Origin of the sequence: Rhodobacter xanthinilyticus (assembly GCF_001856665.1) — a bacterium.
Taxonomy (GTDB): Bacteria; Pseudomonadota; Alphaproteobacteria; order Rhodobacterales; family Rhodobacteraceae; genus Rhodobacter; species Rhodobacter xanthinilyticus.
On the sequence record NZ_CP017781.1, the window covers coordinates 934205 to 956277 of the forward strand.

The following is a 22073-nucleotide window of genomic DNA, read 5'->3' on the forward strand; positions in this document are numbered from 1 at the left end:
GCGCTTCGGCCGACTGTGCCGCCACTTTGAAAGAGGGTCAAATGTTCACGCCTGCGATCACCGGAACCGGGGTTTATGTGCCCCCCCATGCGATCTCGAATGACGAGCTCGTCGTTGCCTTCAACGCCTATGCCGACCGTTTCAACGCCGAGAATGCCGCGGCGATTGCGGCGGGCGAGGTGGCGGCGCTGCCGCATTCCTCGAGCGAGTTCATCCTCAAGGCCTCGGGCATCGAGAGCCGCTATGTGATGGACAAGGAGGGCGTGCTCGACCCCGCGCGGATGTATCCGCGCCTGCGTCAGCGCAGCGATGACGAGCCCGGGATCATGGCCGAGATCGCGGTGGAGGCCTGCCAAAAGGCGCTCGCCGCCGCCGGCCGCACCGGCGAAGAGGTCGATCTGGTGATCTGCGCGGCCTCCAACATGGAACGCGCCTATCCGGCGATTGCCATTGAAATTCAAAAGCTTCTGGGCGCGGGCGGGTTCGCCTTCGACATGAACGTGGCCTGTTCCTCGGCCACCTTCGGCATCCAGGCCGCCGCTGACATGATTCGCGCAGGCTCGGTCCGCCGCGCCCTTGTCGTCAACCCAGAGATCACCTCGGGCCATCTCGAATGGCGCGACCGCGATTGCCACTTCATCTTCGGCGATGTCGCCACCGCCGTGCTGATCGAGCGCCGCGAGGAGGCCGAGCACGGCTTCGCCATCCGCTCGACCCGCTGCGCGACGGAGTTTTCGAACAATATCCGCAATAACAACGGCTTCCTGCGCCGCACCCGCCCCGATGGCTTGGCCGATCGGCGCGACATGCAGTTCATGCAAGAAGGCCGCAAGGTCTTCAAGGAAGTGCTGCCGATGGTTTCGGCCCATATCCTGCACCACCTCGAGGCCGAGGGGATCGAGGCGGGCGCGCTCAAACGGCTCTGGCTGCATCAGGCCAACAAGACGATGAACGATTTCATCGGCCGCAAGGTGCTCGGCCGCGACCCGGAGCCGGGCGAGCAACCCAACATCTTGCAGGAATTTGCCAACACCTCCTCGGCGGGCTCGATCATCGCCTTTGACCGCTTCTCGGGCGATCTCGCCCCCGGGGATCTTGGGCTGATCTGCTCCTTCGGGGCGGGGTATTCGGTGGGCTCGGTGATCGTCGAGGCCTTCTGAGGGCCCGCAAGCCCTGCCGTGGCTGTGCGTATTTGGGCCAAGAAGAAGCCTGGCCGTTTCTTCTTGGCAAAAATACGCAAATCCCGCCCTTGCCAGGGGCGGGGCCTCAGAGATCGCCCACCGCTTCTCGCCAGTGGCGGCGGCAGAGCGAGACATAGGTCTCATTGCCGCCGATCTGCACCTGGTCGCCCTCGCGCGCGGCGCGCCCCATGGCATCCTTGCGCACCACCATCGTCGCCTTCTTCCCGCAATGGCAGATCGTGCGCACTTCGCGCATCTCGTCGGCGAGCGCCAGCAGCGCCGCCGAGCCGGGGAACAGCTCGCCCCGGAAATCCACCCGCAGCCCGTAGCACATCACCGGGATCCCGAGATCATCGACCGCGCGCGCGAGTTGCCAGACCTGATCCTTCGTCAGGAATTGCGCTTCATCAACAAAGACGCAGGCGAGGGGCCCCGCATCGCGCCGCGACTTGACCATTTCGAACATATCGTCTTCGGGCCCGAAGGTCGTGGCCTCGGCGCCGATGCCGATCCGGCTCGCGATCCGGCCCGCGCCCGCCCGCGCATCGATCCGCGCGGTGACGAGGAGGGTCTGCATCCCGCGCTCGATATAATTGTGCGAGGCTTGCAAGAGGATCGTGCTCTTGCCCGCGTTCATCGTCGAATAGTTGAAGTAGAGTTTGGCCATGGCCGGGGCATAGCGTGGGCGCGCCCGCCCGTCAAAGCCGAAAGGAACCCGCGCGACGGGTCACAGATGACCACATCCCTCCCGCCGGATGCGCGCGCGGGCCCTCACCCCTCGGCGTCGGGGGCGCCGATACTCACCACTGTCCACTGAAGCGGACGGCTTTTTATGTGACATTTCGGGGCGGTAGCGATAAGGGGGAAAGGGTGCGGGGGCTTCCCCCGGGGCGAAGGGCGACGGAATTATGGCGGATACGATCGGCAGCTATCTGAAAAAGCACAGCGAAGCCTTGGTGAAGGATATCGGCATCGAGGCGGCGGCCGAGGTCTGCGGCAAATCGAAGGCCACGCTCGGGCGCTATTATTCCTCCGACCCGGAACATGCCGAGCGCCACATGCCGATCGACGTGGTGGCGCGGCTCGAGGCGGTGGCGCAGGTGCCGCATGTGACGATGGCGCTGGCCGAGCTCGGCGGGCTCACGGTCTCCTATGACGAGGAGCGGCGCAATGCGCGTTCGGGCGGGATCAACTCGGATGTCGTCGCGCTGAGCCAGCGGTTCGCGATGCTGATGGGCGAGTATCACCAGTCGATCGCCGATGGAAAGATCACCATCAACGAGGCCAAGCGCCTGCTCTCCGAGACCCAGGCGCTGCAACGCGTCCTCCTCGAGATGAAGATGCACCTCGAGGAGGAAGCCGCCGCGCGTTAACCGCGTGGGGTTTTCTTGGCGGCGGGGCGGCGCGGCGCCTGCTGGCCGCCCGCGGGGCGCGCGGCGCGCTCGGGCTTCGGCGCGGCATGGCCGCCCTCCGAGGCCGGTTTCTGCCCCCGCCCACGGCCCTGCGGCTTGCGGCCCGGCTTCTGACCCGGTCGCCCGCCCGGCTTCTGCGCCGGCGTTTCCTCATGCGGCAGGCCGCCGATCACCGGGATCCCGTCGCCCATCGCCTTCTCGATCGCCCGCAGATCGCCCATCTCGAGCGGCGCGCAGAACGCCACCGCCCGCCCGTCGCGGCCCGCCCGCGCGGTGCGGCCGATCCGGTGGACATAGTTCTCGGGCACATTCGGCAGGTCGTAGTTATAGACATGCGCAACAAGCGGGATATCGAGCCCGCGCGCGGCCACATCGGTCGCCACCAGCACCTCGACCTCGCCCGCGCGGAACGCGTTCAGCGCCCGCTCGCGTTGGTTCTGGCTCTTGTTGCCATGGATCGCAGTGACCGAAAAACCCCATTTATCCAAGAGCTTGGCGAGTTTGTCCGAGCCATGCTTGGTGCGGTTGAAGACCACCGCCAGCTCGCCCTTGTGGCCGCCCAGATATTCCGCCAGCAGCGTCGCCTTCTCGCCCTGGGTGGTGAAATGCACGCCCTGTTCGATCTTTTCCGCCGCCTTGCCGGGCGCCGAGACCTGCACCCGCACCGGGTCGGTGAGGTAGCTCGCGGCGAGCTCCTCCATCAGCTTCGGCATGGTCGCCGAGAACAAGAGCGTCTGGCGCTCCGCCGGGATCAGCTTGGCGATCTTGCGCAGCGCGTGGATGAAGCCGATGTCGAGCATCTGGTCGGCCTCGTCGAGCACGAGGTAGCGCGTTTCCGAGAGCACGAGCGCGCGCCGCTCGAGCAGGTCGAGCAGCCGCCCGGGCGTCGCGATCAGCACATCGACGCCCTTGGCGAGCTTTTCGGTCTGCAGGAAGATCGACTGGCCGCCGACCACGCGCTGGATCCGCACCGGCGCGCCATCGGCATAGGCGGCGAGGTTGTCATGGATCTGCGTCGCAAGCTCGCGCGTCGGCGCCAGAACCAGCGCGCGCACCGTCTTCGGCGCGGGGCGTTTGCCATAGGCGATGATCCGCGTCATCATCGGCAGACCAAAGGCCGCGGTCTTGCCGGTGCCGGTCTGCGCGAGGCCGAGAATATCGCGCCCCTTCACGATCTGCGGGATCGCCTGCGCCTGAATCGGCGTGGGCTTGAGCAGGCCGAGCCCCGCGAGATTGCGCAGCAGGATCGGCGCAAGGCCGAGATTTTCAAAATTTTCCAATGGATTGTCTTTCGGGTTGCGCCGCATCCGGGCGCGAATGTCAAACTGCCCCGAAGATGGGGCGAGGCGGGCGGGGCGGGCGCAAACCCGCTGGCCCCCCGCGTGAATGTGAGGCCGGAACCCTGCCTTGCGCCTCCTCCGCGGCAGGCACGGGGCCTGCTCCGGGCGCGGCTGCTCACGCGGCAGCAGGCATCGGGTAAGGGGCAGATGGGCCCGCGCGGCCCGAAAGTCAAGGTTTTCTTCGCCGCCGCCCCGGTTCAGGCCCCGGTTCAGGCGCGATCGGCGGTATCCATCCAGATCGTGATCGGCCCGTCATTGAGCAGGCTCACCGCCATATCCGCGCCAAATTCGCCGGTCTCCACCGGCAGGCCAAGCCCGCGCAGGCTCGCCGAGAAATGCTCGTAGAGCTCTTTGCCGAGCTCGGGCGCGGCGGCGCTCGAGAAGCCGGGGCGGTTGCCGCGCGAGGTATCGGCGGCGAGCGTGAACTGGCTCACCACGAGGCAGGCGCCGCCCACATCGGTGACCGAGCGGTTCATCTTGCCCGCCTCGTCCTTGAAGATCCGCAGCTTCGCGATCCGCCCCGCGAGCTTCTCCGCCTCGGCCTCGCCATCGCCCTGCATCGCGCAGACGAGGATCATCAGCCCTTGGCCGATCTTGCCGAGAGTCACCCCGTCCACCACAACATCTGCGTGTCGCACCCGCTGGATCACTGCGCGCATTCTCTCTCCTCGGCTGGCTCTTGCGGCGAGATTACTTCGCCTGTGGCCCCAGATAGGCGATCAGAGCGGCAACCGCGATCGCCAAAACGACAGCCGTCGCGATCTTCCACACCGACCAAGGCCGGTCGCCCTGGACCTTGCCGGTCTGGGCGTTGACCACGAACCGAAAGCTCCGCCCGCGGTATTTATAGGCCGCGGTCCAGACCGGCAGCAGGATATGTTTGAAGGTCTCGGCGGCGAAACTCGGGTCGAGATGGCCGATCCGCTGCTCATCGCCGCCAATATCGCGCCGCACATCGGATTGGATCACCCGGATCATCTCCGCCTGCGCCAGATGATGCCCCTCGGCCAGCTCGACCGTATAGCCCTCGGCCGAAAACCCGGCGAGATAATCGGGCCGATACTCCGTCACCCCCGCGAGATCCCAGGGCGCGAGCCCCTGCACATAGGCCGGCGGCAGCGACCGCGCCGCATAGATCAGCACATCGTCAAAGACCCGCGCGACCCGCCCCGAGACCGGCGTCCAGCGCGTGTGGCGGACCTCTTCGGTGCGCGTCTCGGCGCGGCCATCGACCATCACCTGCACGCTGCGCGTCTCATACCAGTAATCGCCCCGCGCGCCCGAATAGCGCGTCTCGGTCGCCGCATCGAAGGTCCAGAACGGCGTGTAGATCCCCGTCATCCGCCGCCCCTTGCGGGCATATTGCGCGAAGCCCGAGGGCGCGAACCACAGGCTGCCGAGCCAGCGCCCGAGCGCCGCCCGCGCCTCCGCCTCGGTGATCGCGAAAGGCACCAGCCCCTGCGGCTTCAAGAGCCGTTTCGCGCCGGTATCGGTCACCACCGGAGTTGCACAAAACGGACATTGAACGGCGTGTTCGGGCCCGTCCATCTCGATGGAAGCGCCACAATTCGGACAATGGAGCGTGCGATGCTCCTCGGTCTCGAAGGATGCCACATCGGCGCCGAGCGCGGCCGCGAGCGGCAGCTCCTGCAGCCCGGTGCCGCCGCGGCTGACCGCCTGCGGGATCTCCTGCACATGGCCGCAATAATCGCACACAAGCCGCTCCTGGCCCGGCGCGAAGCGCAGGTCCGCGCCGCAAGAGGCACAGGGGTAGTGATGCTCGGCCTCGGGCCGGCGCGGGGCGGCCATGGCGGGCCTCAAACCGCCGGCGGCGGGGGCGGCGGCGCGATGGTGAAGAGCTGCGCGAGCTCGGCGATCTCGCCGGCGGGCTTCCAGCCGTCCTGACCGGGTGACCACACCAGCGTCTCCCGCGCGAAGCTGCCCTCGGCGACCATCCGCCCCAGATGCCCGCGCCCAAAGGGCCCCTGCGTCGCGCCGTTCACCGCCAGATGCCAGACCTTCTCGACGGGCGGCGGCGGCGGCGCCATCGGCGCGGCGGCAGGGCCTTGGGCGGGCGCGGCCCCCCAAGGCCCGACGGTGCCGCCCATCGCGGCCCCCATCGCGGCGCCCATCCCCATCCCCATCGCAGCGCCCATCCCCGAGGCGGCCGCGCTACCCGGCTGGCCGAGCGCCTCGGCCGCGTTGAACTGTGCATAGCGGCTCAGATCGCCAACGATCCCCATCGAGGTGCGCTTGTCCAGAACCGCCTCGACGGCCTCCGGCAAGCTGATGTTTTCAATATAGAATTCCGGGATCGTCAGGCCATAGGTCGCGACCAGGGGCGCGATCGCGCCGGCGATCATCCGGCCCAGATCGGCGGTATTCGCCGCCATGTCGAGCACCGGGATCGACGACCCCGCCAGCACCCGGCTGACCTCCTGCACGATCACATTGCGGATCTGGAAGCTGATCTCATCGGCGGTGAATTCGCCATCCGTGCCGACGATTTCCTGCATGAATTTAGCCGGGTCGCCGACCCGCATCGCATAGGAGCCAAACGCCCGCAGCCGCACCGGCCCGAACTCCGGGTCGCGGCAGATGATCGGGTTCTTCGTGCCCCATTTCAGGTCGTTGAACCGCGTCGTATTGATGAAATAGATCTCGGATTTGAACGGCGACTTGAACCCGTGATCCCAGTGCTGGAGCGTGGTCAGCACCGGCATGTTGTTGGTTTCCAAGAGATAAAGCCCCGGCGCGAAGACATCGGCGAGCTGGCCTTCATGGATGAACACCGCCGCCTGGCCCTCGCGCACGGTGAGCTTGGCGCCATATTTGATCGCATGGCCCTCGCGCTCGAAGCGCCACACCATCGTGTCGCGGGTGTCGTCGGTCCATTCGATGACATCGATGAATTCGCCGGTGAGAAAATCGAGAATGCCCATGCGGATCTCCTAGCTGTCGGCGCCCAAAAGCTCGGACGCGATGGTCTCAATGATCGGGCGCGCCTCGGCCTCGGTCATGCCGGGGCGCAGGCGCGGGTCGTAGAGGATTTGCAACATCAGCTCATCTTGCCGGGTGAGCAGGGCGAATTCCTCGTCGTCGTTGAAGATCGAGGGGCGCGCGCGCGGGTAATCATTGGCAAGCCCGAGCCCCTGCGAGAGCTCTTCATGGATGCAGGAGCGGCGCAAAAGCTCCGGGTGCTCGCCCCGGATCACCGCGACCGCGCGCGAATAGCTCGGCGAATTGCCCTCGGAGAAGGCGAAAACCACGCAAAAGGTGGTCGCGGGCAGGTCGGTGATCGCGGCGACCGAGGCCGCGTCGATCCCCGGCACCAGCGCGCGCAGCCGCTCGCCCGCCGCGCGGCGCTCGTTTTCGTTCAGGACCAGCACGGCGAAATTGCCGCCCGCGGGGGTGACGGAGATCGGGTGATGGCTCGCGCGGGCGAGCTGGCCGGCGAAGGCGGTGATCGTGGCGCGGTCGGTGCGGGCCTGCGCGGCCGGGATCGAGGCGCCGAACTCGATCGACATCGTCACCGGCCCCTCCCAGCGGCGCAGCCGCGAGGCATGCTGGCTCGCGACAAACGTGCCGTTGCGGTTGGCATATTCATCATACAGCGCGACATGGATGAAATTGTCGACGAGCTGGCGGGTGCCGAAGGGCGCATCGCGCGGCGCGACATCCTGACGGAGCAGGCCCTGGCCCTCGAGCGTCGCCTGCACCTGCGCGTAATAGGCCTGCATCGCCTCGCTCTCGGGGGCGCGCGGCGTGCCGCCGAGCCCCGCGGGCGCGGGCGTCGGGCGCGGGGTGGCCACGGGCGCGCTGTCGGGCACGCGCGCGCCCGGCCCGCCCTCGAGGCAGCCCGCCAGCGCCGCCACCAGCGCAAGCGCCCCTCCGAGACGGGGCAGGCGAGAGGACCACTCCGCGCGCGCGGTCATGATCAGGCCGCGCCCCGGTTCGCTTGCGGCGCCCGCGCGGCGGCGAGCGTCTCGCGCAGCTTGCCCTCGAGGGCGACCAGCTCGACCTCGGCCGCGGCCCGCGCCTTCTTGCCCTCATCGGCGATCCTGAGGCTATCCTCGATCGTGCCGATCAGCTCCGCGTTCGCGGTCTTGATCGCCTCGATATCGAAAACCCCGCGCTCCATCTCGGTGCGCACCGCCGCATTGGCCTCGCGCAGGTTCCGCGCATTCGCGGTCAGGAGCTCGTTGGTCAGATCGGTGGCCTGCTTGACCGCCTTCGCGGCTTCGGCCGAGCGCTGGATCGTCACCGCCTGCGCGAGCTGCGTCTCCCACAGCGGCACCGTGTTGACGAGCGTCGAATTGATCTTGGTGATCAGGCTCTTGTCGTTTTCCTGCACCAGCCGGATCGAGGGCAGGCTTTGCATCGTCACCTGACGGGTCAGCTTGAGATCATGCACCCGCCGCTCGAGATCATCGCGCGCACCGCGCAGATCGCGCAGCTCCTGCGCCACGATCACCTTGCGCGCCTCCTCCGCGCCGGCCACCTCGGCCTCCTTCGCGGGGATCGTGGTCGCGTCGAGCTCGGCGAGCTTGGCCTCGCCCGCGGCGATGTAAAGCGCCAGCTCATCGTAGAAATTCAGCGTCTTTTCATAGAGATGGTCGAGCGCCTTGATATCTTTGAGCAGCTTCGTCTCATGGCCGAGCAGGTCTTCGGTGATCATGTCGATCTGGCCCTGCACCTTCTCGAACCGCGCCACGAATTGCGCAAAGGGCGCCGCGCGGCCCAAAAGCCGCTCCCACCAGCTCTGCTTGCGCCGCACATCGAGCTCGCTGACCGAAAACCCGCGGATCGTGGTGACGATCTCGCTCAGGCTGTCGCCCGCGGGGCCGAGCTCCTTGTTGCGCACATCGGCCAGCATCGCCTGGCTGATCGCCTGCAATTCCTCCTGCGCCTTCGCCCCGAAATAGAGCACCGAGCCCGAATCGCCCATGTCGATCTCGGCCATCCGCGCCCGGATCGCCTCGGCCTGCGGCGCCGGCGCGGTCTCGAGGGCGATCAGCTCGCCCGCCGGGCTCGGCAGCGCAAGCGCGGGCAGGGTCTCGATCTCGGCGGTCGCCACGGCGGCCTTGTTGACGGTGGTGTCGGTCATCGCTCTCTCCTTGCGCGGCGCGCGGGCTCGTTACGGATTGTGGGTCTCGGTCTCGGCGGGCGCAAGCCCCTCGCGCGCCAGCCGCTCGCGCAGCACCTCGATCTCGATCTCCAGCCCCTCGCGGCCATTGGCGATCAGATCGCGGGTGCGGGCGGTGAAATTGCGCTCGAGATCGTCGAGCAGCGCCTCGTAATCGGCGCGCGCCTTGGAATCGCGGCTCTGCGCCCAGAGATCGGCAAATTGCGCCGTCGCATCGCGCGCGCCCTGCAGGTAAACGCCCATGTAGCGGCGCGCGGCAGACAGGTCGCCCGGGTCTTCCTCGACCGCGCGAAAGAGCGCCCGCGCCGTCTCGGCAAAGGCCGCGACGCGGGTCTCGAGCCGGCCGTCCTGCGCCCGCGCGATCGCCTCGCGCATCGCGGCGAGATGCGCCTCGCCCGCCTCGACGGCGCGCGCCACCCGGTTTTGCTGGATCGGGTCGATCCCCTCCATGCCCTTGTCGCGCGCCGGGTCGAAGCCGAAGGCCGCAACCGTCAGCCCGAGCCCGATCAGCCCGGTGACCGCCGCCCCCGCCAGCCCCATCGCGGGGTCGGTGGCGCCGAGCGCGAGCCCCGCGCCGATCAGCACGGCCGCGAAGATCTTGCGCGGAAAGGCCGGCCGGCGGGCCACGCGGCGCGCCTCATAGGCGGCCTCGGCCCGCAGCCCCTCGCGCAGCAGATAGGCGCCCAAGGCCAGAACGCCGAGCGCGCCGAGCGAGCGCGCGAGCACCTCGGGCCCCGCGCCGAACGCCCCCGCCCCGAAGGGCAGTGCCGCCACCACGATCCAGAACGGCCAGCCCTCCTGGCGGTGCTGCACGCGCGGCAGCCGCTCGGCCGGCAGGCTCTCGGTCTCGCTTCGGGAAGAGGGGCGGGGGGAGGGGCTGAATTTGCCGCCAAAACGCTCGGCCATCACACCCCCCCCGTCAGCGCCACCGAGAAGGTCAGCGCAAGCAGCAGCAAAAAGGCGATCAGGCGCGTGGCATTGCGCGACATGGGCCGGTCCTTCGATCGGGCCGCCGGGGCGGCGTCGAGACAGACAATAGGCACTCAAACGTCGCGCCGCCAGAGGGGCAGGGGCCGCGAGGGCGGGAAAATTGCCCCCGCGCTCCCCCTTGGGTCAGGCTTGGCGCTCAGCCGCGGCTCGGGCCGCGCGGGCCTTTCGGGCCACGCGGCGCGCCGCCGGGGGCGCCGCCATGGCTCTTGAACCCGGCCGCACGGGGCTTGCCCGCGCCGCCATGGCTCTTGAAGCCCGAGGATTTGAAGCCGGGCTTGTCGCCGAACGAGCGCTCGCCACGGGGTTTGTCGCCCCAGGGTTTGTCCGAACGCGGCTTGTCGCCAAACGAGCGCTCGCCGCGGGGCTTGTCGCCCCAGGGTTTGTCCGAACGCGGCTTGTCGCCGAACGAGCGCTCGCCGCGCGGCTTGTCACCCCAAGTCTTATCCGAGCGCGGCTTGTCGCCGAACGAGCGCTCGCCGCGCGGCTTGTCACCCCAAGTCTTATCCGAGCGCGGCTTGTCGCCGAACGAGCGTTCGCCACGCGGCTTGTCGCCGAATTTGCGCTCGCCGAAGGGCTTGTCGCCGCGCGGTTTGCGCTCCTCGTCGCTGTGGCTGCGGAAGCCCTCCGAGCGCGGCTTGCGCGCCCCGAACCCTTCCGATTTCGCGCCGAATTTCCGCTCCGGCCGGTCGCCGAATTTCCGCTCGGGGCGCTCGCCGCCCTCGGCCTTGCCGAAATCGCGCTGCTTGCCGAAGCCGCGTTTCTCGCCGCCCTCGGCGCGCTCGGGCCGGTCGCCGAACTTGCGCGGACCCCGTTCGCCGCCCCGTTCGCCGCCGCGCTCATCGCTGCGGCTGAAGCGCGCGTCGCGCGCCGCCTTCGCGGCCTCCTCGCGCTCGGAGCGCGACTTGCGGCCCTCCTCGACGCCCAAAAGCAGCCGGTCACCCAACTGCTCGCGCAGCACCTTGCGCTTGATCTCGATGACATCGCCCGGCTGCATCTCGTTGAGGCGGAACGGCCCGTAGCTCACCCGGATCAGCCGGTTCACGGTCAGCCCGATCTCGGTCATCGCGCGGCGGATCTCGCGGTTCTTGCCCTCGCGCAGCCCCACCGTCAGCCAGGCATTCGCGCCCTGCTGGCGGTCGAGCGTGATCTCCATCGGCAAAAATTCCTCGCCGTCGATCACGATCCCCTCGCGCAGCGGCCGGAACGCATCATCCATCGGCCGGCCGTTCACCCGCACGCGATATTTGCGCAGCCAGCCGGTCTCGGGCAGCTCGAGGCGGCGCTTGAGCCCGCCGTCATTGGTCAGCAGCAAGAGCCCCTCGGAGTTGAGGTCGAGCCGCCCGACATTGAGCACCCGCGGCATCCCCTCGGGCATCTCGTCGAAAATCGTGCGCCGGCCCTGTTCGTCCTTCTCGGTCGTCACGAGGCCGAGCGGCTTGTAATAGACCCAGACGCGGGTCTCTTGCGGCGCGTCGATCGGCTTGCCGTCGACCACCACCTTGTCGGTGGGCAGAACGTCGAGCGCGGGCGAGGTGATCTTCTTGCCGTTCACCGTGACGCGGCCTTCGAGGATCATCTTCTCGGCATCGCGGCGCGAGGCGACGCCGGAGCGCGCGATGACCTTGGCGATCCGGTCGGCGGTGGTGGTTTGGGGAACGGTCGAGGCGGCCGGCGTTGCGGGCGTGTCACTCATCATTTTATCCTTCATCGGGAGGGGGCGCGCGGATCACCGGGCGCAAAGGCCGCTCTATACGCGCGCGCCCCGAGTCTCGCAAGTAACTTGTCGCGCAAGCCTCTTGCGCGGCGCGGCGCGCGGGGCCATTGAAAGGGTATGAGCTTCACCTCTTACATGGATCTCGCGCTCGCAGAGGCGCAGGCGGCCGCCGCGCGCGGCGAGGTGCCGGTCGGCGCGGTGCTGATCGGCCCGGGCGGGCAGGTGGTGGCGCGCGCCGGCAACCGCACCCGCGAGCTCAATGACCCGACGGCCCATGCCGAGATCCTCGCACTGCGCGCCGCCTGTGCCGCGGCGGGCTCCGAGCGGCTGCCGGGCCATGATCTCTATGTCACCCTCGAACCCTGCCCGATGTGTGCCGCCGCCCTCTCGAACGCCCGCATCGCGCGCCTCTATTATGGCGCGGCCGACCCGAAATCAGGCGGCATCGCCCAGGGCCCGCGGATCTTCTCGCATCCGCAATGCCACCATGTCCCCGAGGTCTACGACGGGATCGGCGCCGCCCCGGCCGAGCGGCTCCTGAAGGATTTCTTCGCAGCACGGAGGGGCTGATGGACGGCGCAGTCAAGGTGGTGATCCAGCTTTCCGAGGGCGAGGAGGCGCGGATGGCGCAGGCGCTCAACAATGCCGCGAACCTCACCCGCTATTATGCCGAGCGCGGCTTTGCGCTGGTGATCGAGGTGGTGTGCTTCGGCCCCGGGGTGAGCCTGCTGCGCGCCGACCGCACGCCCTTCGCCGCGCGGGTGGCGGAACTGGCCGGGCGCCCGGTGCATTTTTCCGCCTGCGCCAATACGCTCCATGGCCTTGCGCAGGCCGAAGGCGCGGTGCCGCCGCTCTTGCCGCAGGCGCGCGTCGTGCCCTCGGGCGCGGCCCATGTGATCGAGCTGCAACGCGCGGGCTACGCCTATCTGCGCCCCTGACGGGCGGGGAGGGGGCGCCGCCCCCACGGCCCTGCGGGCTGCCCCCCGGGATATTTCGACATCGTTGAAGGGCGCCGCGGTTTTCGTTTCAACGATGCTCAAATATCCATTCTGTCGGTATGGCCCCTCGGGGCGTCGCAATGCTGGGCGCTAACAGCCGAATCGGCGCTTTTTCACGGCGATAGGAGCTTTTCCGGGGGCGCGGGGAGTGCTACAGCCTAGGGCGAATTCGTCGCCGCGGCTGGCGCCGGTACTTTCCCGAAACTGGAGGAGCATTCAGGTTATGGCTGACAAGAACACGCCCGATATTGTGTATACCAAGGTAGACGAAGCGCCCGAGCTGGCCTCGGCGTCGCTTCTGCCGATCATCCAGAGCTTTGCCTCCGTGGCGGGGATCAATGTGGGCACCAAGGATATCTCGCTCGCGGGCCGGATCCTTGCCACCTTCCCGGAGAACCTGACCGAGGATCAGCGCCAGTCCGACGATCTCGCCTGGCTCGGCGAATGGGTCAAGAAACCCGAAGCCAATGTCATCAAGCTGCCGAATATCTCGGCCTCGGTGCCCCAGCTCGTCGCCGCGGTGAAAGAGCTGCAAGGCCAGGGCTATGCGATCCCCGATTACCCGGAGACCCCGGCGACCGACGCCGAGAAGGAAATCCGCGCGCGTTATGACGCGATCAAGGGCTCGGCGGTGAACCCGGTCCTGCGCGAGGGCAACTCGGACCGTCGCGCCGCGGTGGCGGTGAAGAAATACGCGCAGTCGAACCCGCACCGGATGGGCGAGTGGACGGCGGCCAGCAAGACCCGCGTCGCCGCGATGGACGGGGGCGATTTCTTCTCGAACGAGCGCTCGGCGACGCTGGCCAAGGCCGCGACCGCGAAGATCGTGCTCGAGACCGCAGACGGCGAGATCGTTCTGAAAGACGCGGTGAAATACCCCGAGGGCACCGTCGTTGACGCGACCTTCATGTCGGCCGCCGCGCTCGACAGCTTCCTCGACGCGGAGATTGCCAAGACCAAGGCCGAGGGCGTGCTGTTCTCGATCCACATGAAGGCGACGATGATGAAGGTCTCCGACCCGATCATCTTCGGCCATGCGGTCAAGGCCTGGCTGAAGCCGGTCTTCGCGCAATTCGGCGCCGAACTGGCCGCGCTCGGCGTCAACCCGAACTCGGGCCTGGGCGATCTGCTGGCCCGCGTGAAGGACAATGCCGCGATCATGGCCGCGATCGAGGCCGTCACCGCCGAGCGCCCGCCGATGTATATGGTGAACTCCGACAAGGGCATCACCAACCTGCACGTCCCCTCGGACGTGATCATCGACGCCTCGATGCCCGCGCTGATCCGCGCCGGCGGCAAGGGCTGGGGCCCGGACAACCAGGAGCATGACTGCGTCTGCGTGATCCCGGACAATTCCTACGCGCCGGTCTATGACGCCACGATCGAGTTCTTCAAGGCCAATGGCAAGCTCAACCCGGCCACCGCCGGCACCGTGCAGAACATCGGTCTGATGGCGCAAAAGGCCGAGGAATACGGCTCGCACCCGACCACCTTCGAGATCCCCGCCGACGGCACCGTCAAGATGATCCTCGACGACGGTACCGTGCTGCATGCCCACAAGGTCGAAAAGGGCGACATCTGGCGCTCGGCCTCGGCCCGCAAGGCGCCGATCGAAGACTGGGTGAACCTCGCCATCGACCGCCAGAAAGCCACCGGCTACCGCGCGATCTTCTGGCTCGACGCCGCGCGCGGCCATGACGCCGAGCTGATCAAGATGGTCAAGCCGATCCTCGAAGCCAAGGGCGTCGCCGACAAGTTCGAGATCATGGCCCCGCGCGAAGCCACCATCGCCTCGCTCGAGACCATCACCAAGGGCGAGAACACCATCGCGATCACCGGCAACGTGCTGCGCGACTACCTCACCGACCTGTTCCCGATCCTCGAGCTCGCAACTTCGGCGAAAATGCTCTCGATCGTGAAGCTGATGCAGGGCGGCGGCATGTTCGAAACCGGCGCCGGCGGCTCGGCGCCCAAACACGTCCAGCAGCTCGTCGAGGAAAACCACCTGCGCTGGGACAGCCTGGGCGAGTTCTGCGCGCTGGGCGAGAGCTTCCAGTTCTTCGCCGACCAATCGGGCAATGAAAAGGCCCGCGTGCTCGGCAAGGCGGTGGATGTGGCGACGCAAGGGATCCTCGACGAGGACCGCAGCCCGAGCCGCAAGGTCGGCCAGCCCGACAACCGCGACAGCCATTACTGGTTCGCGCGCTACTGGGCCAAGGCGCTCGCCGAGCAGACCGAGGATGCCGAGCTCGCCGCGCATTTCGCGCCGGTCGCGCAGGCGCTGATCGAGGGCGAGGCGGCGATCCTGGCCGAGCTCGCCGCGGTGCAGGGCAAGCCCGCGGATCTGGGCGGCTACTACCATGGTGATGCGGCGAAAACCGCCGCCGTGATGCGCCCCTCGGCGACGCTCAACGCGATCTTCGCCTGAGCTTTGGGTCGCTGACATTCGCGCCCCGTCCGGTTCGCCGGGCGGGGCTTTTTGTTGCGCTGTTCAAGGGGTTAGCAGGCGCGCCAGGGCCCGCCATCGGCGCCATGCGCCGCCGCGAGCTCGGCGATGATCGCCATGTCGCGCCCATCGAGCGGCCCCGCCGCACGCGGCCGGAACCGCAGCCGCACCGCCGCGAGCAGCGCCTCGAAGGGCGCCTCGGGGTAGCCAAAAGCGTTTGCCAGCGCCGCAAACGCCGCCCGATCGGGCGCGATTTCGGGCCCCGGCGCGGCGCCCGGCTCGGGCCAGAGCGCCAGCCCCTGCCGCGCCAGCCGCGCCCAATCGAACCGCGGCCCGGGGTCGGATTTGCGCTCGGGCGCCATGTCGCTATGCGCGATCACCCCCTCCGGCCCGATCCCCCAGCGCGCCATGATCGCGCGCAAGAGAGCCTCGAGCGCGGCCATCTGCGGCTCGGGGAAGGGCCGGTCGCCCGGGTTCGCGAGCTCGATCCCGATCGAGCGCGAATTCACATCGCCGCGCCCGGCCCAGGCGCCCGCGCCCGCATGCCAGGCGCGCGCCTCCTCCGCCACGAGCGCCTCACAGGCGCCGTCCTCGGCGATCAGCCAATGTGCGGATACCTCCGCCGCCGGGTCGCACAGCCGCGCCCGCGCCTCGGCCGCGCTCGCCATGGCGGTGTAATGGATCACGATGAGCTCGGGCCGCGCGCCGTCGCGCCGCGGGCCGAAATTGGGCGAGGGCAGGCTCACCGGCTCAGGGCCGCGCCGCCTGGAACGGCCGCGGGTCCCAGCCACAGGCGAAGCCATCGCCATCGGGGTCGAGGTTGAGCGGGTCTTTCGCCGGGCCGCCCTTCTCGAGGAACGCCATCTGCGCCAGATCGGAGGAGGTGAACTTCGCGCAGGCCTTCTCGGGCGAGGTCAGCCGCAGGCCGGAGCGTTCATAAACCGATTGACCGGGCGCGTTGCCCGCCGCAAGCGCATAGGCCGCGAGGTTCGGCCCCGCCGCGCCGCCGCTGGCCACCGGGGCCACGGGGGCCGCCGGAACCGCCGCCGGAACCGCAGTCGAGCTCGCCGTGGCGCTCTCGCCCGCGAACACCGGCGCGGGCGCCGCACCCGCCGGCGCGGTGGCGTTCAGCGCGGCCAGCGCATCGGCGCCGATCGCCTGCGGATCGCTCGCCCCCGGCGCGCCCGCCACACCCGCAACCGGCGCCCCGGCCGCCACCGGCACGGGCAGCGCCTGCTCGCCCAAAGCGGGCGCCACCGGCGCGGGCGCGGGCGTGCCCAGCGCCGAGAGCGGCGCGTTCGAGTTGAGCGGCGGCGTCGCGCTGATCGGCCCGCTGGTCACCGCCGCCGGGGCGGGGATGGCGGCGGGCGCGGCCTGCTTGCCGCCGAGCTCCGCCTCGCGCTTGAGATAGGTCTCGTAATCGCCAAAACCGACGCCGGAATTCGGCACCCCCCCGTCACAGGCCGCAATCGCCAGAACCGGCAGGAGAAAAACGAGACGTTTCATGCGCTTACCCTCTTACCACCATTGCGCGGGCTTGGCCGTGAAGCCAACCGCCTTCTCGAGGACCAGCGCCTGGTTGAGCAGATCGCCCTCGCCCCAGGGCCGCCCGATGAGCTGCAACCCGAGCGGCAGCCCCTTCGCATCGAGCCCCGCCGGCACCGAAACGCCCGGCAGCCCGGCAAGGTTCACCGTCACTGTGAAGACGTCGTTGAGATACATCTCGACCGGGTCCGCGTCCTGCATCTCGCCCAGACCAAAGGCCGAGGAGGGCGTCGCGGGCGTCAGGATCGCGTCGATCCCGGCCGCGAAAGCCTCGTCGAAATCGCGCTTGATCAGCGCGCGCACGCGCCGCGCGCGGTTGTAATAGGCGTCGTAGAAGCCCGCCGAGAGCACATAGGTGCCGACCATGATCCGCCGCTGCACCTCGGGGCCAAAGCCCTCGGCGCGGGTCTTTTCATACATCTCGACAATGCCATCGCCCGCGCCGAGCTTGGCGCGGTGGCCATAGCGCACGCCATCATAGCGCGCGAGGTTCGACGAGGCCTCCGCCGGGGCGATGACGTAATAGGCCGGCAGCGCGTATTTGGTATGCGGCAGCGAGATATCGACGATCTCGGCGCCCGCATCCTTCAGCATCGCCGCGCCCTCATCCCAGAGCCTGGCGATCTCGGCGTTCATGCCCTCGAGCCGGTATTCCCGCGGGATGCCGATCTTCTTGCCGCGGATATCGCCGGTCAGCGCCGCTTCGAAATCGGGCACTGCGATCTCGGCCGAGGTCGAATCCTTCGGGTCGACCGAGGCCATCGCGCCGAGCATGATCGCCGCGTCGCGCACCGTCTTGGTCATCGGCCCGGCCTGATCGAGCGAGGAGGCAAAGGCCACCACGCCCCAGCGGCTGACGCGCCCATAGGTCGGCTTGATCCCGACGATGCCGGTGAAGGCCGCGGGCTGGCGGATCGAGCCGCCGGTGTCGGTGCCGGTCGCGGCCAGACACAGATCCGCCGCCACCGCCGCCGCCGAGCCGCCCGAGGAGCCGCCGGGGGTGAGCGCGCGCTCGTCGATCTTCCAGGGGTTCACCACCGGGCCGTAGCAGGCCGTCTCGTTCGACGAGCCCATCGCGAATTCATCCATCGAGAGCTTGCCGAGCATGACCGCGCCCGCGTCCCACAGATTCTGGGTCACGGTCGATTCATATTCCGGCTTGAACCCCGAAAGGATCTTCGAGGCGGCTTGCGTGGCCACCCCCTTCGTCGCGAAAAGATCCTTGATCCCCAGGGGGATACCGCACATCGCAGGGGCGTCGCCCGCGCGGATCCGGGCATCGGCTGCGGCGGCCTGGGCGCGCGCGGTCTCCGGCGTCTTGGCGCAGAACGCGTTGAGCACATCGGCCGCCTCGATCGCCGCGAGGCAGCTTTCGGTGATCTCGACCGCGGTCACATCGCCCTTGCGCAGCGCATCGCGCGCCTCGGCGATCGTCAGTTTGTTCAGGCTCATTCGACCACCTTCGGCACGGCAAAGAAGCCCTCGCGGGCATCGGGGGCGTTCTTGAGGATCTTGTCCTGGTAACCGCCATCGGTCACCTCGTCGACGCGGCGCTTCAGGCGCATCGGCGTGACCGAGGTCATCGGCTCGATGCCCTCCACGTTCACCTCGTTGAGCTGCTCCATGAAGGTCAGGATGCCCGAAAGCTGGCCAGCGAGCTTGGGCAGGTCTTCCTCGGCCACGGCAATCCGCGCCAGATGCGCCACCTTGCGGGCGGTATCGATGTCAATGGACATTGGGGTCTCCGCTTGTCTGGCCCCGGGTTTAGCGCCCAAGGCCGCGCGGATCAAGCGCGCTTGCCGTGCCCGGGCACCACGCTACTGTGAGGGGAAATTCTGGAGGATGACATGAAACTCACCTGGCTCGGCCATTCCGGCTTCCGTCTCGAGATCGAGGGCGCGACGCTGCTTATCGACCCCTGGCTCACCGGCAATCCCGTGTTCCCGCCCGAGGCCCGCGCCAAGGCGCTCGCGGGCGCGACGCATATCCTGCTCACCCATGGCCATGGCGACCATTCCGCCGATACGCTCGCCATCGCCAAGGAGCTCGGCATCCCCGTCGTCGGCATCTATGACCTGATCAGCTTCTGGCAGGAAACCGAGGGCATCACGGGGCTGGGCTTCAACCGCGGCGGCACCGTCGATCTCGCCGGCGCCAGGGTCACCATGGTGCCGGCCTCGCACAGCTCCTCGATCGGCGGGCCGGCGGGCCCGGTCTATGCGGGCTCCGAGGCGGGCTACATGATCGCGGGCGAGGGCCGGGTGATCTATCTCTCGGGCGATACCACGGTGATGGCCGACATGGGCTGGATGGGCGAGCTCTACCGCCCCGATATCGGCATCCTCTGCGCCGGCGGGCATTTCACCATGGATATGAAAACCGCCGCCTTCGCCGCGCATAAATACTTCGATTTCAAGACGGTGATCCCCTGCCATTACCGCACCTTCCCGCTTCTTGAGCAAAGCGCCGAGGCGCTTGTCGCGGGGCTGCCCGGCGTCGAGGTGATCGAGCCCGAGGTGATGGTCGCGCTCGAGCTGTGAAGGGGGGGCAGGGGGCGCTGCCCCCTCGGGCCTTTGGCCCTTCACCCCCGGGATATTTGGGCATCGTTGAAGGGAGGCTTCGGGCCCCTGCATTTCAATGATGTTCAAATATCCCGGGGGGCTGCCGCAAGGCAGCGGGGGCGGCGCCCCCTCGGGAGCAAGGAGGGGGCGCCGCTCTGAGCTCAGATCTCGACCGAGACCTTGCCCATCGGGTTCGAGCAACAGGCGAGGATATAGCCTGCCTCGATATCGTCGTCGGAAATCCCGCCGTTATGGACCATATGGACCTCGCCGGCGGTTTTCTTGACCTTGCAGGTGCCGCACAGGCCGAAAGTGCAGCCCGAGGGGATGTTGAGGCCCGCGCGTTTGGCGACCGCGAGCACGGTATCGGTCTCGGCGCAGCTTTGCGTCACGCCCGAGGCGGTGAAGGTGATCTCCGAGCGCGCGGCGTCATCGAGCACCACATCGTCGAGCGCGGGCGCCTCGGCCTCGGAGGCCACGGCCAGGCCGAAGCTCTCCTGATGGTAGCGCTCCATGTCATAGCCGAGCGAGATCAGCATCTCGCGCACCGAGGCCATGAACGGCTCGGGCCCGCAGCAGAACACCTCGCGCTCGAGATAATCGGGCGCCATCAGGCCCAGCATGATCTGGTTGAGCCGCCCCTGATAGCCGTTCCAGGCGCGGAACGGGTCGGGTTTCTCGACCGTGAAGCGCAGCTGCAACCCCGGCACGCGGTTGGCGAATTGCTCGAGCCGCTCGCGGAAGATGATCTCCGAGGGGCGGCGCGCCGAATGGACGAAGGTGATGTCGGGCATCTCGCCCGAATCCCACGCCCAGGTGGTCATCGACATCATCGGGGTGATCCCCGAGCCCGCCGAGATGAAGAGATATTTGTCGGCCTGGTGGCGGCGGAAGGAGAAGATCCCCGCCGGGCCCCAGGCGCGGATCTTCATCCCCGGCTTGAGGTGGTCGAGCATCCAGCGCGTGCCGATCGAGTCGCTTTGCGCCTTCACCGTGAGCGAGATCGACAAGGGCCGCGAAGGGCTCGAGGAGATCGTGTAGGTGCGTTGCACGTTCCCGCCCGGCACCGGCAGGTCGAGCGTGATGAACTGCCCCGGCTCGTAGTCGAACCACGCGCCCGAAGGCGCGCGGAAGGTGAAGGTGGAGGTGTTGGGGGTTTCCGGCACGACCATGGCGCATTCGAGCATCTCGCTCTCGTGCCAGGGCTCGGCGGTCCAGTTCACGCGCGCCATCGGTTATTCCGCCGCCAGCGCGGGCGCATCGCCCAGACGTTCGCTCATCGTGTCGCAATACCAGTCGACGAACTGGATCACGCCCTCTTCCTGAACCGTCGAATAGGGGCCCGGCTCATAAGCGGGCGACAGGATCCCGGCCTGGTTCTCCTCGACAACCTGACGGTCCTCGTCATTGGTCGCCTCCCAGACCTCGGTCAGCGTCTTGAGGTCGTAATCCTTGCCCTCGACCGCGTCCGCCGGCACGAGCCAGGTGGTGGTGACCTGCGTTTCGGTCGCCGAGAGCGGCAGCACGCGGAACACGATCGCATGATCGGCGAGGAAATGGTTCCAGGTGTTCGGGTAGTGGAAGAACAGCAGCGAGCCCGCGTCGTTGAAGGGCATCTCGCCCATCCGCATGCCAGTGACCGCGGCCTTGGTGCTCATCGTGTAGCTCTCGGCGTTGTTCAGGAGCGGGATCCGCGCCAGACGCCATTGCATCTTCGGATGGTTGATGAAGCGCGAGGGCAGGCCGGCCGCCTCGCAGCGCGCCCAATGCGCCAAAATGTCGGGGCTGGCCGCGTCCGGGCCTTCCATCGCGGTCATCCGCGGATTGTCCGAATAGGTCCGGCACAGCGAGGGATGCGAGCCGCCGCAGTGATAGCACTCGCGGTTGTTCTCGATCACGAGCTTCCAGTTGCCCTTCTCGACGATCGTCGACTGGAACGCGACCTTGGCGGTCTTGATCCCCGAGGGCGCGAGATAGGCGCCCAGCGTCTTCGCGAGATCGGCGATCGGCGGCGGCACCTCGGCCAGACAGATGAACACCATCCCGCCGATATCGACGCAATGCACCTTCTTGAGCCCATGCGCCGAGGCGTCGAAATCTTCCTGCATGTCGCGGGCGTAGAGCAGCTTGCCGTCGAGCTCATAGGTCCACTGGTGATAGGGGCAGACGAGCTTGGGCGAGGTGCCCGAAGCCTTCGAGCACAGCCGCTGGCCGCGGTGGCGGCAGACGTTGTGGAACGCCCGGATCGTGCCATCCGAGCCGCGCGTCAGGATCACCGGATAGGCGCCGACCTGCAGCGTCGCGAAGCTGCCGGTCTTCGGGAGTTCGGCGGCCGGAACGGCAAACAGCCACTCGCGGTAGAAGATCTGCTCGAGATCGGCCTGATAGACCCCCTCGTCACAGTAGAGCGCCCGGCTCAGCGAGTAGTTCTTGCGGCGCGCGGCCAGTTCCGCGCGGATCTCGGATGCATTCAGCATCGGCTTTCCCCTGCTGCCCGCGCCTCCCCGCGCGGATGGTTTCTTGGTGACGGGCAAGCGCCCGGGTTGGCGGAGCGGGGGGACGCGACGGGCCCGGCCCCCGAGCGGGGCCTGCGGCGGATCCGGGCGTCCCTGCCCCGCAGTGTCGCGGGCGCCCCGATCGCTGCACTGTGCCAAATTGCGACCGCTGCGGCGCGGCAAATGCGACCTTCGGCGTCGCGATTCAGACATTGCGAGAACTTGCCTTGCGGCGGGGGAGGGGG

The 22073-nt window shown here is 68.2% G+C and carries 22 protein-coding genes; 6 read left to right on the forward strand and 16 right to left on the reverse strand.

The window, feature by feature from the left end; all coding sequences use genetic code 11:
• Positions 1-41: 41 nt before the first annotated feature.
• Positions 42-1160: a beta-ketoacyl-ACP synthase III gene (locus LPB142_RS04590; protein ID WP_071165654.1), complete on the forward strand. Its 1119-nt coding sequence runs from the start codon at positions 42-44 to the stop codon at positions 1158-1160.
• Between the two features lie 106 nt (positions 1161-1266).
• On the opposite strand, the gene LPB142_RS04595 is transcribed toward LPB142_RS04590, so the two are convergent.
• Positions 1267-1848 carry a thymidine kinase gene (locus LPB142_RS04595; protein ID WP_071165655.1) on the reverse strand — a complete coding sequence of 194 codons (582 nt, stop codon included), beginning with the start codon at positions 1846-1848 and terminating at the stop codon, positions 1267-1269.
• Positions 1849-2089: 241 nt separating this feature from the next.
• On the opposite strand from LPB142_RS04595, the gene LPB142_RS04600 reads away from it, so the two are divergent.
• Positions 2090-2554, forward strand: a complete 465-nt coding sequence (locus LPB142_RS04600; RefSeq protein ID WP_068765978.1) for a phage regulatory CII family protein — start codon at positions 2090-2092, stop codon at positions 2552-2554.
• On the opposite strand, the gene LPB142_RS04605 is transcribed toward LPB142_RS04600, so the two are convergent.
• The 9 genes from LPB142_RS04605 to LPB142_RS04640 form a co-directional block, all read right to left on the reverse strand.
• Positions 2551-3873, reverse strand: a complete 1323-nt coding sequence (locus LPB142_RS04605; protein ID WP_156506820.1) for a DEAD/DEAH box helicase — start codon at positions 3871-3873, stop codon at positions 2551-2553. The two genes, LPB142_RS04600 and LPB142_RS04605, sit on opposite strands and share 4 nt — an antisense overlap.
• Positions 3874-4142: 269 nt before the next feature.
• Positions 4143-4592 (reverse strand): D-aminoacyl-tRNA deacylase, encoded by a 450-nt coding sequence (dtd, locus tag LPB142_RS04610; RefSeq protein ID WP_068765976.1) that lies wholly within the window; start codon positions 4590-4592, stop codon positions 4143-4145.
• Positions 4593-4623: 31 nt separating this feature from the next.
• On the reverse strand, positions 4624-5742 hold the full coding sequence (locus LPB142_RS04615; RefSeq protein ID WP_071165656.1) for a zinc ribbon domain-containing protein: 1119 nt from the start codon (positions 5740-5742) through the stop codon (positions 4624-4626).
• Between the two features lie 8 nt (positions 5743-5750).
• Positions 5751-6875: an SPFH domain-containing protein gene (locus LPB142_RS04620; RefSeq protein ID WP_071165657.1), complete on the reverse strand. Its 1125-nt coding sequence runs from the start codon at positions 6873-6875 to the stop codon at positions 5751-5753.
• Between the two features lie 9 nt (positions 6876-6884).
• A complete protein-coding gene (locus LPB142_RS04625) occupies positions 6885-7868 on the reverse strand; it encodes a DUF2927 domain-containing protein (RefSeq protein WP_071165658.1) in 984 nt (327 codons plus the stop codon).
• A 2-nt stretch (positions 7869-7870) separates the two neighbouring features.
• On the reverse strand, positions 7871-9040 hold the full coding sequence (locus LPB142_RS04630) for a toxic anion resistance protein (protein ID WP_071165659.1): 1170 nt from the start codon (positions 9038-9040) through the stop codon (positions 7871-7873).
• Between the two features lie 30 nt (positions 9041-9070).
• On the reverse strand, positions 9071-9985 hold the full coding sequence (locus LPB142_RS04635) for a 5-bromo-4-chloroindolyl phosphate hydrolysis family protein (RefSeq protein ID WP_068765971.1): 915 nt from the start codon (positions 9983-9985) through the stop codon (positions 9071-9073).
• Positions 9985-10122: a hypothetical protein gene (locus LPB142_RS18945; RefSeq protein WP_156506819.1), complete on the reverse strand. Its 138-nt coding sequence runs from the start codon at positions 10120-10122 to the stop codon at positions 9985-9987. The genes LPB142_RS04635 and LPB142_RS18945 overlap by 1 nt, the downstream gene beginning before the upstream one ends.
• A gap of 83 nt (positions 10123-10205) precedes the next feature.
• Positions 10206-11762: a pseudouridine synthase gene (locus LPB142_RS04640; RefSeq protein WP_232230960.1), complete on the reverse strand. Its 1557-nt coding sequence runs from the start codon at positions 11760-11762 to the stop codon at positions 10206-10208.
• 138 nt (positions 11763-11900) lie between these two features.
• Here LPB142_RS04640 and LPB142_RS04645 point away from each other — a divergent pair, with 138 nt between their 5' ends.
• The 3 genes from LPB142_RS04645 to LPB142_RS04655 all read left to right on the forward strand — a co-directional run bounded on the left by LPB142_RS04645 (position 11901) and on the right by LPB142_RS04655 (position 15209).
• Complete coding sequence (locus tag LPB142_RS04645) at positions 11901-12353, forward strand: nucleoside deaminase (RefSeq protein ID WP_068765970.1); 453 nt, start codon at positions 11901-11903, stop codon at positions 12351-12353.
• Positions 12353-12721 (forward strand): DsrE family protein, encoded by a 369-nt coding sequence (locus LPB142_RS04650; RefSeq protein ID WP_197474221.1) that lies wholly within the window; start codon positions 12353-12355, stop codon positions 12719-12721. The genes LPB142_RS04645 and LPB142_RS04650 overlap by 1 nt, the downstream gene beginning before the upstream one ends.
• Positions 12722-13004: 283 nt before the next feature.
• A complete protein-coding gene (locus LPB142_RS04655; protein WP_071165661.1) occupies positions 13005-15209 on the forward strand; it encodes an NADP-dependent isocitrate dehydrogenase in 2205 nt (734 codons plus the stop codon).
• Between the two features lie 71 nt (positions 15210-15280).
• On the opposite strand, the gene LPB142_RS04660 is transcribed toward LPB142_RS04655, so the two are convergent.
• Genes LPB142_RS04660 through gatC form a run of 4 tightly spaced genes read right to left on the reverse strand, consistent with a single transcriptional unit; the run spans position 15281 to position 18508 of the window.
• Entirely contained in the window at positions 15281-15973 is a 693-nt protein-coding gene (locus LPB142_RS04660; RefSeq protein WP_068765967.1) for an N-acetylmuramoyl-L-alanine amidase, read from the reverse strand.
• Positions 15974-15977: 4 nt separating this feature from the next.
• Entirely contained in the window at positions 15978-16733 is a 756-nt protein-coding gene (locus LPB142_RS04665) for a hypothetical protein (protein ID WP_068765966.1), read from the reverse strand.
• Between the two features lie 12 nt (positions 16734-16745).
• Positions 16746-18224 carry an Asp-tRNA(Asn)/Glu-tRNA(Gln) amidotransferase subunit GatA gene (gene gatA / locus LPB142_RS04670; RefSeq protein WP_071165662.1) on the reverse strand — a complete coding sequence of 493 codons (1479 nt, stop codon included), beginning with the start codon at positions 18222-18224 and terminating at the stop codon, positions 16746-16748.
• A complete protein-coding gene (gene gatC / locus LPB142_RS04675) occupies positions 18221-18508 on the reverse strand; it encodes an Asp-tRNA(Asn)/Glu-tRNA(Gln) amidotransferase subunit GatC (protein ID WP_071165663.1) in 288 nt (95 codons plus the stop codon). Before gatC ends, gatA begins: the two co-directional genes overlap by 4 nt.
• A gap of 111 nt (positions 18509-18619) precedes the next feature.
• Here gatC and LPB142_RS04680 point away from each other — a divergent pair, with 111 nt between their 5' ends.
• Positions 18620-19312: a metal-dependent hydrolase gene (locus LPB142_RS04680; protein WP_071165664.1), complete on the forward strand. Its 693-nt coding sequence runs from the start codon at positions 18620-18622 to the stop codon at positions 19310-19312.
• Between the two features lie 182 nt (positions 19313-19494).
• On the opposite strand, the gene LPB142_RS04685 is transcribed toward LPB142_RS04680, so the two are convergent.
• Together LPB142_RS04685 and LPB142_RS04690 are read right to left on the reverse strand one after the other, a co-directional pair.
• On the reverse strand, positions 19495-20565 hold the full coding sequence (locus LPB142_RS04685; RefSeq protein WP_071165665.1) for a hybrid-cluster NAD(P)-dependent oxidoreductase: 1071 nt from the start codon (positions 20563-20565) through the stop codon (positions 19495-19497).
• A 3-nt stretch (positions 20566-20568) separates the two neighbouring features.
• Positions 20569-21810, reverse strand: a complete 1242-nt coding sequence (locus tag LPB142_RS04690; protein WP_071165666.1) for an aromatic ring-hydroxylating oxygenase subunit alpha — start codon at positions 21808-21810, stop codon at positions 20569-20571.
• Positions 21811-22073 lie beyond the last annotated feature (263 nt).

What these genes read in the sequence shown, in the direction of transcription:
- LPB142_RS04590 (WP_071165654.1), top strand. Translation starts at nt 42, where the DNA reads ATGTTCACGCCTGCGATCACCGGAACCGGGGTTTATGTGCCCCCCCAT.
- LPB142_RS04595 (WP_071165655.1), bottom strand. Translation starts at nt 1,848, where the DNA reads ATGGCCAAACTCTACTTCAACTATTCGACGATGAACGCGGGCAAGAGC.
- LPB142_RS04600 (WP_068765978.1), top strand. Translation starts at nt 2,090, where the DNA reads ATGGCGGATACGATCGGCAGCTATCTGAAAAAGCACAGCGAAGCCTTG.
- dtd (WP_068765976.1), bottom strand. Translation starts at nt 4,592, where the DNA reads ATGCGCGCAGTGATCCAGCGGGTGCGACACGCAGATGTTGTGGTGGAC.
- LPB142_RS04615 (WP_071165656.1), bottom strand. Translation starts at nt 5,742, where the DNA reads ATGGCCGCCCCGCGCCGGCCCGAGGCCGAGCATCACTACCCCTGTGCC.
- LPB142_RS04620 (WP_071165657.1), bottom strand. Translation starts at nt 6,875, where the DNA reads ATGGGCATTCTCGATTTTCTCACCGGCGAATTCATCGATGTCATCGAA.
- LPB142_RS04625 (WP_071165658.1), bottom strand. Translation starts at nt 7,868, where the DNA reads ATGACCGCGCGCGCGGAGTGGTCCTCTCGCCTGCCCCGTCTCGGAGGG.
- LPB142_RS04630 (WP_071165659.1), bottom strand. Translation starts at nt 9,040, where the DNA reads ATGACCGACACCACCGTCAACAAGGCCGCCGTGGCGACCGCCGAGATC.
- LPB142_RS04635 (WP_068765971.1), bottom strand. Translation starts at nt 9,985, where the DNA reads ATGGCCGAGCGTTTTGGCGGCAAATTCAGCCCCTCCCCCCGCCCCTCT.
- LPB142_RS04640 (WP_232230960.1), bottom strand. Translation starts at nt 11,762, where the DNA reads ATGAGTGACACGCCCGCAACGCCGGCCGCCTCGACCGTTCCCCAAACC.
- LPB142_RS04645 (WP_068765970.1), top strand. Translation starts at nt 11,901, where the DNA reads ATGAGCTTCACCTCTTACATGGATCTCGCGCTCGCAGAGGCGCAGGCG.
- LPB142_RS04650 (WP_197474221.1), top strand. Translation starts at nt 12,353, where the DNA reads ATGGACGGCGCAGTCAAGGTGGTGATCCAGCTTTCCGAGGGCGAGGAG.
- LPB142_RS04655 (WP_071165661.1), top strand. Translation starts at nt 13,005, where the DNA reads ATGGCTGACAAGAACACGCCCGATATTGTGTATACCAAGGTAGACGAA.
- LPB142_RS04665 (WP_068765966.1), bottom strand. Translation starts at nt 16,733, where the DNA reads ATGAAACGTCTCGTTTTTCTCCTGCCGGTTCTGGCGATTGCGGCCTGT.
- gatA (WP_071165662.1), bottom strand. Translation starts at nt 18,224, where the DNA reads ATGAGCCTGAACAAACTGACGATCGCCGAGGCGCGCGATGCGCTGCGC.
- gatC (WP_071165663.1), bottom strand. Translation starts at nt 18,508, where the DNA reads ATGTCCATTGACATCGATACCGCCCGCAAGGTGGCGCATCTGGCGCGG.
- LPB142_RS04680 (WP_071165664.1), top strand. Translation starts at nt 18,620, where the DNA reads ATGAAACTCACCTGGCTCGGCCATTCCGGCTTCCGTCTCGAGATCGAG.
- LPB142_RS04685 (WP_071165665.1), bottom strand. Translation starts at nt 20,565, where the DNA reads ATGGCGCGCGTGAACTGGACCGCCGAGCCCTGGCACGAGAGCGAGATG.
- LPB142_RS04690 (WP_071165666.1), bottom strand. Translation starts at nt 21,810, where the DNA reads ATGCTGAATGCATCCGAGATCCGCGCGGAACTGGCCGCGCGCCGCAAG.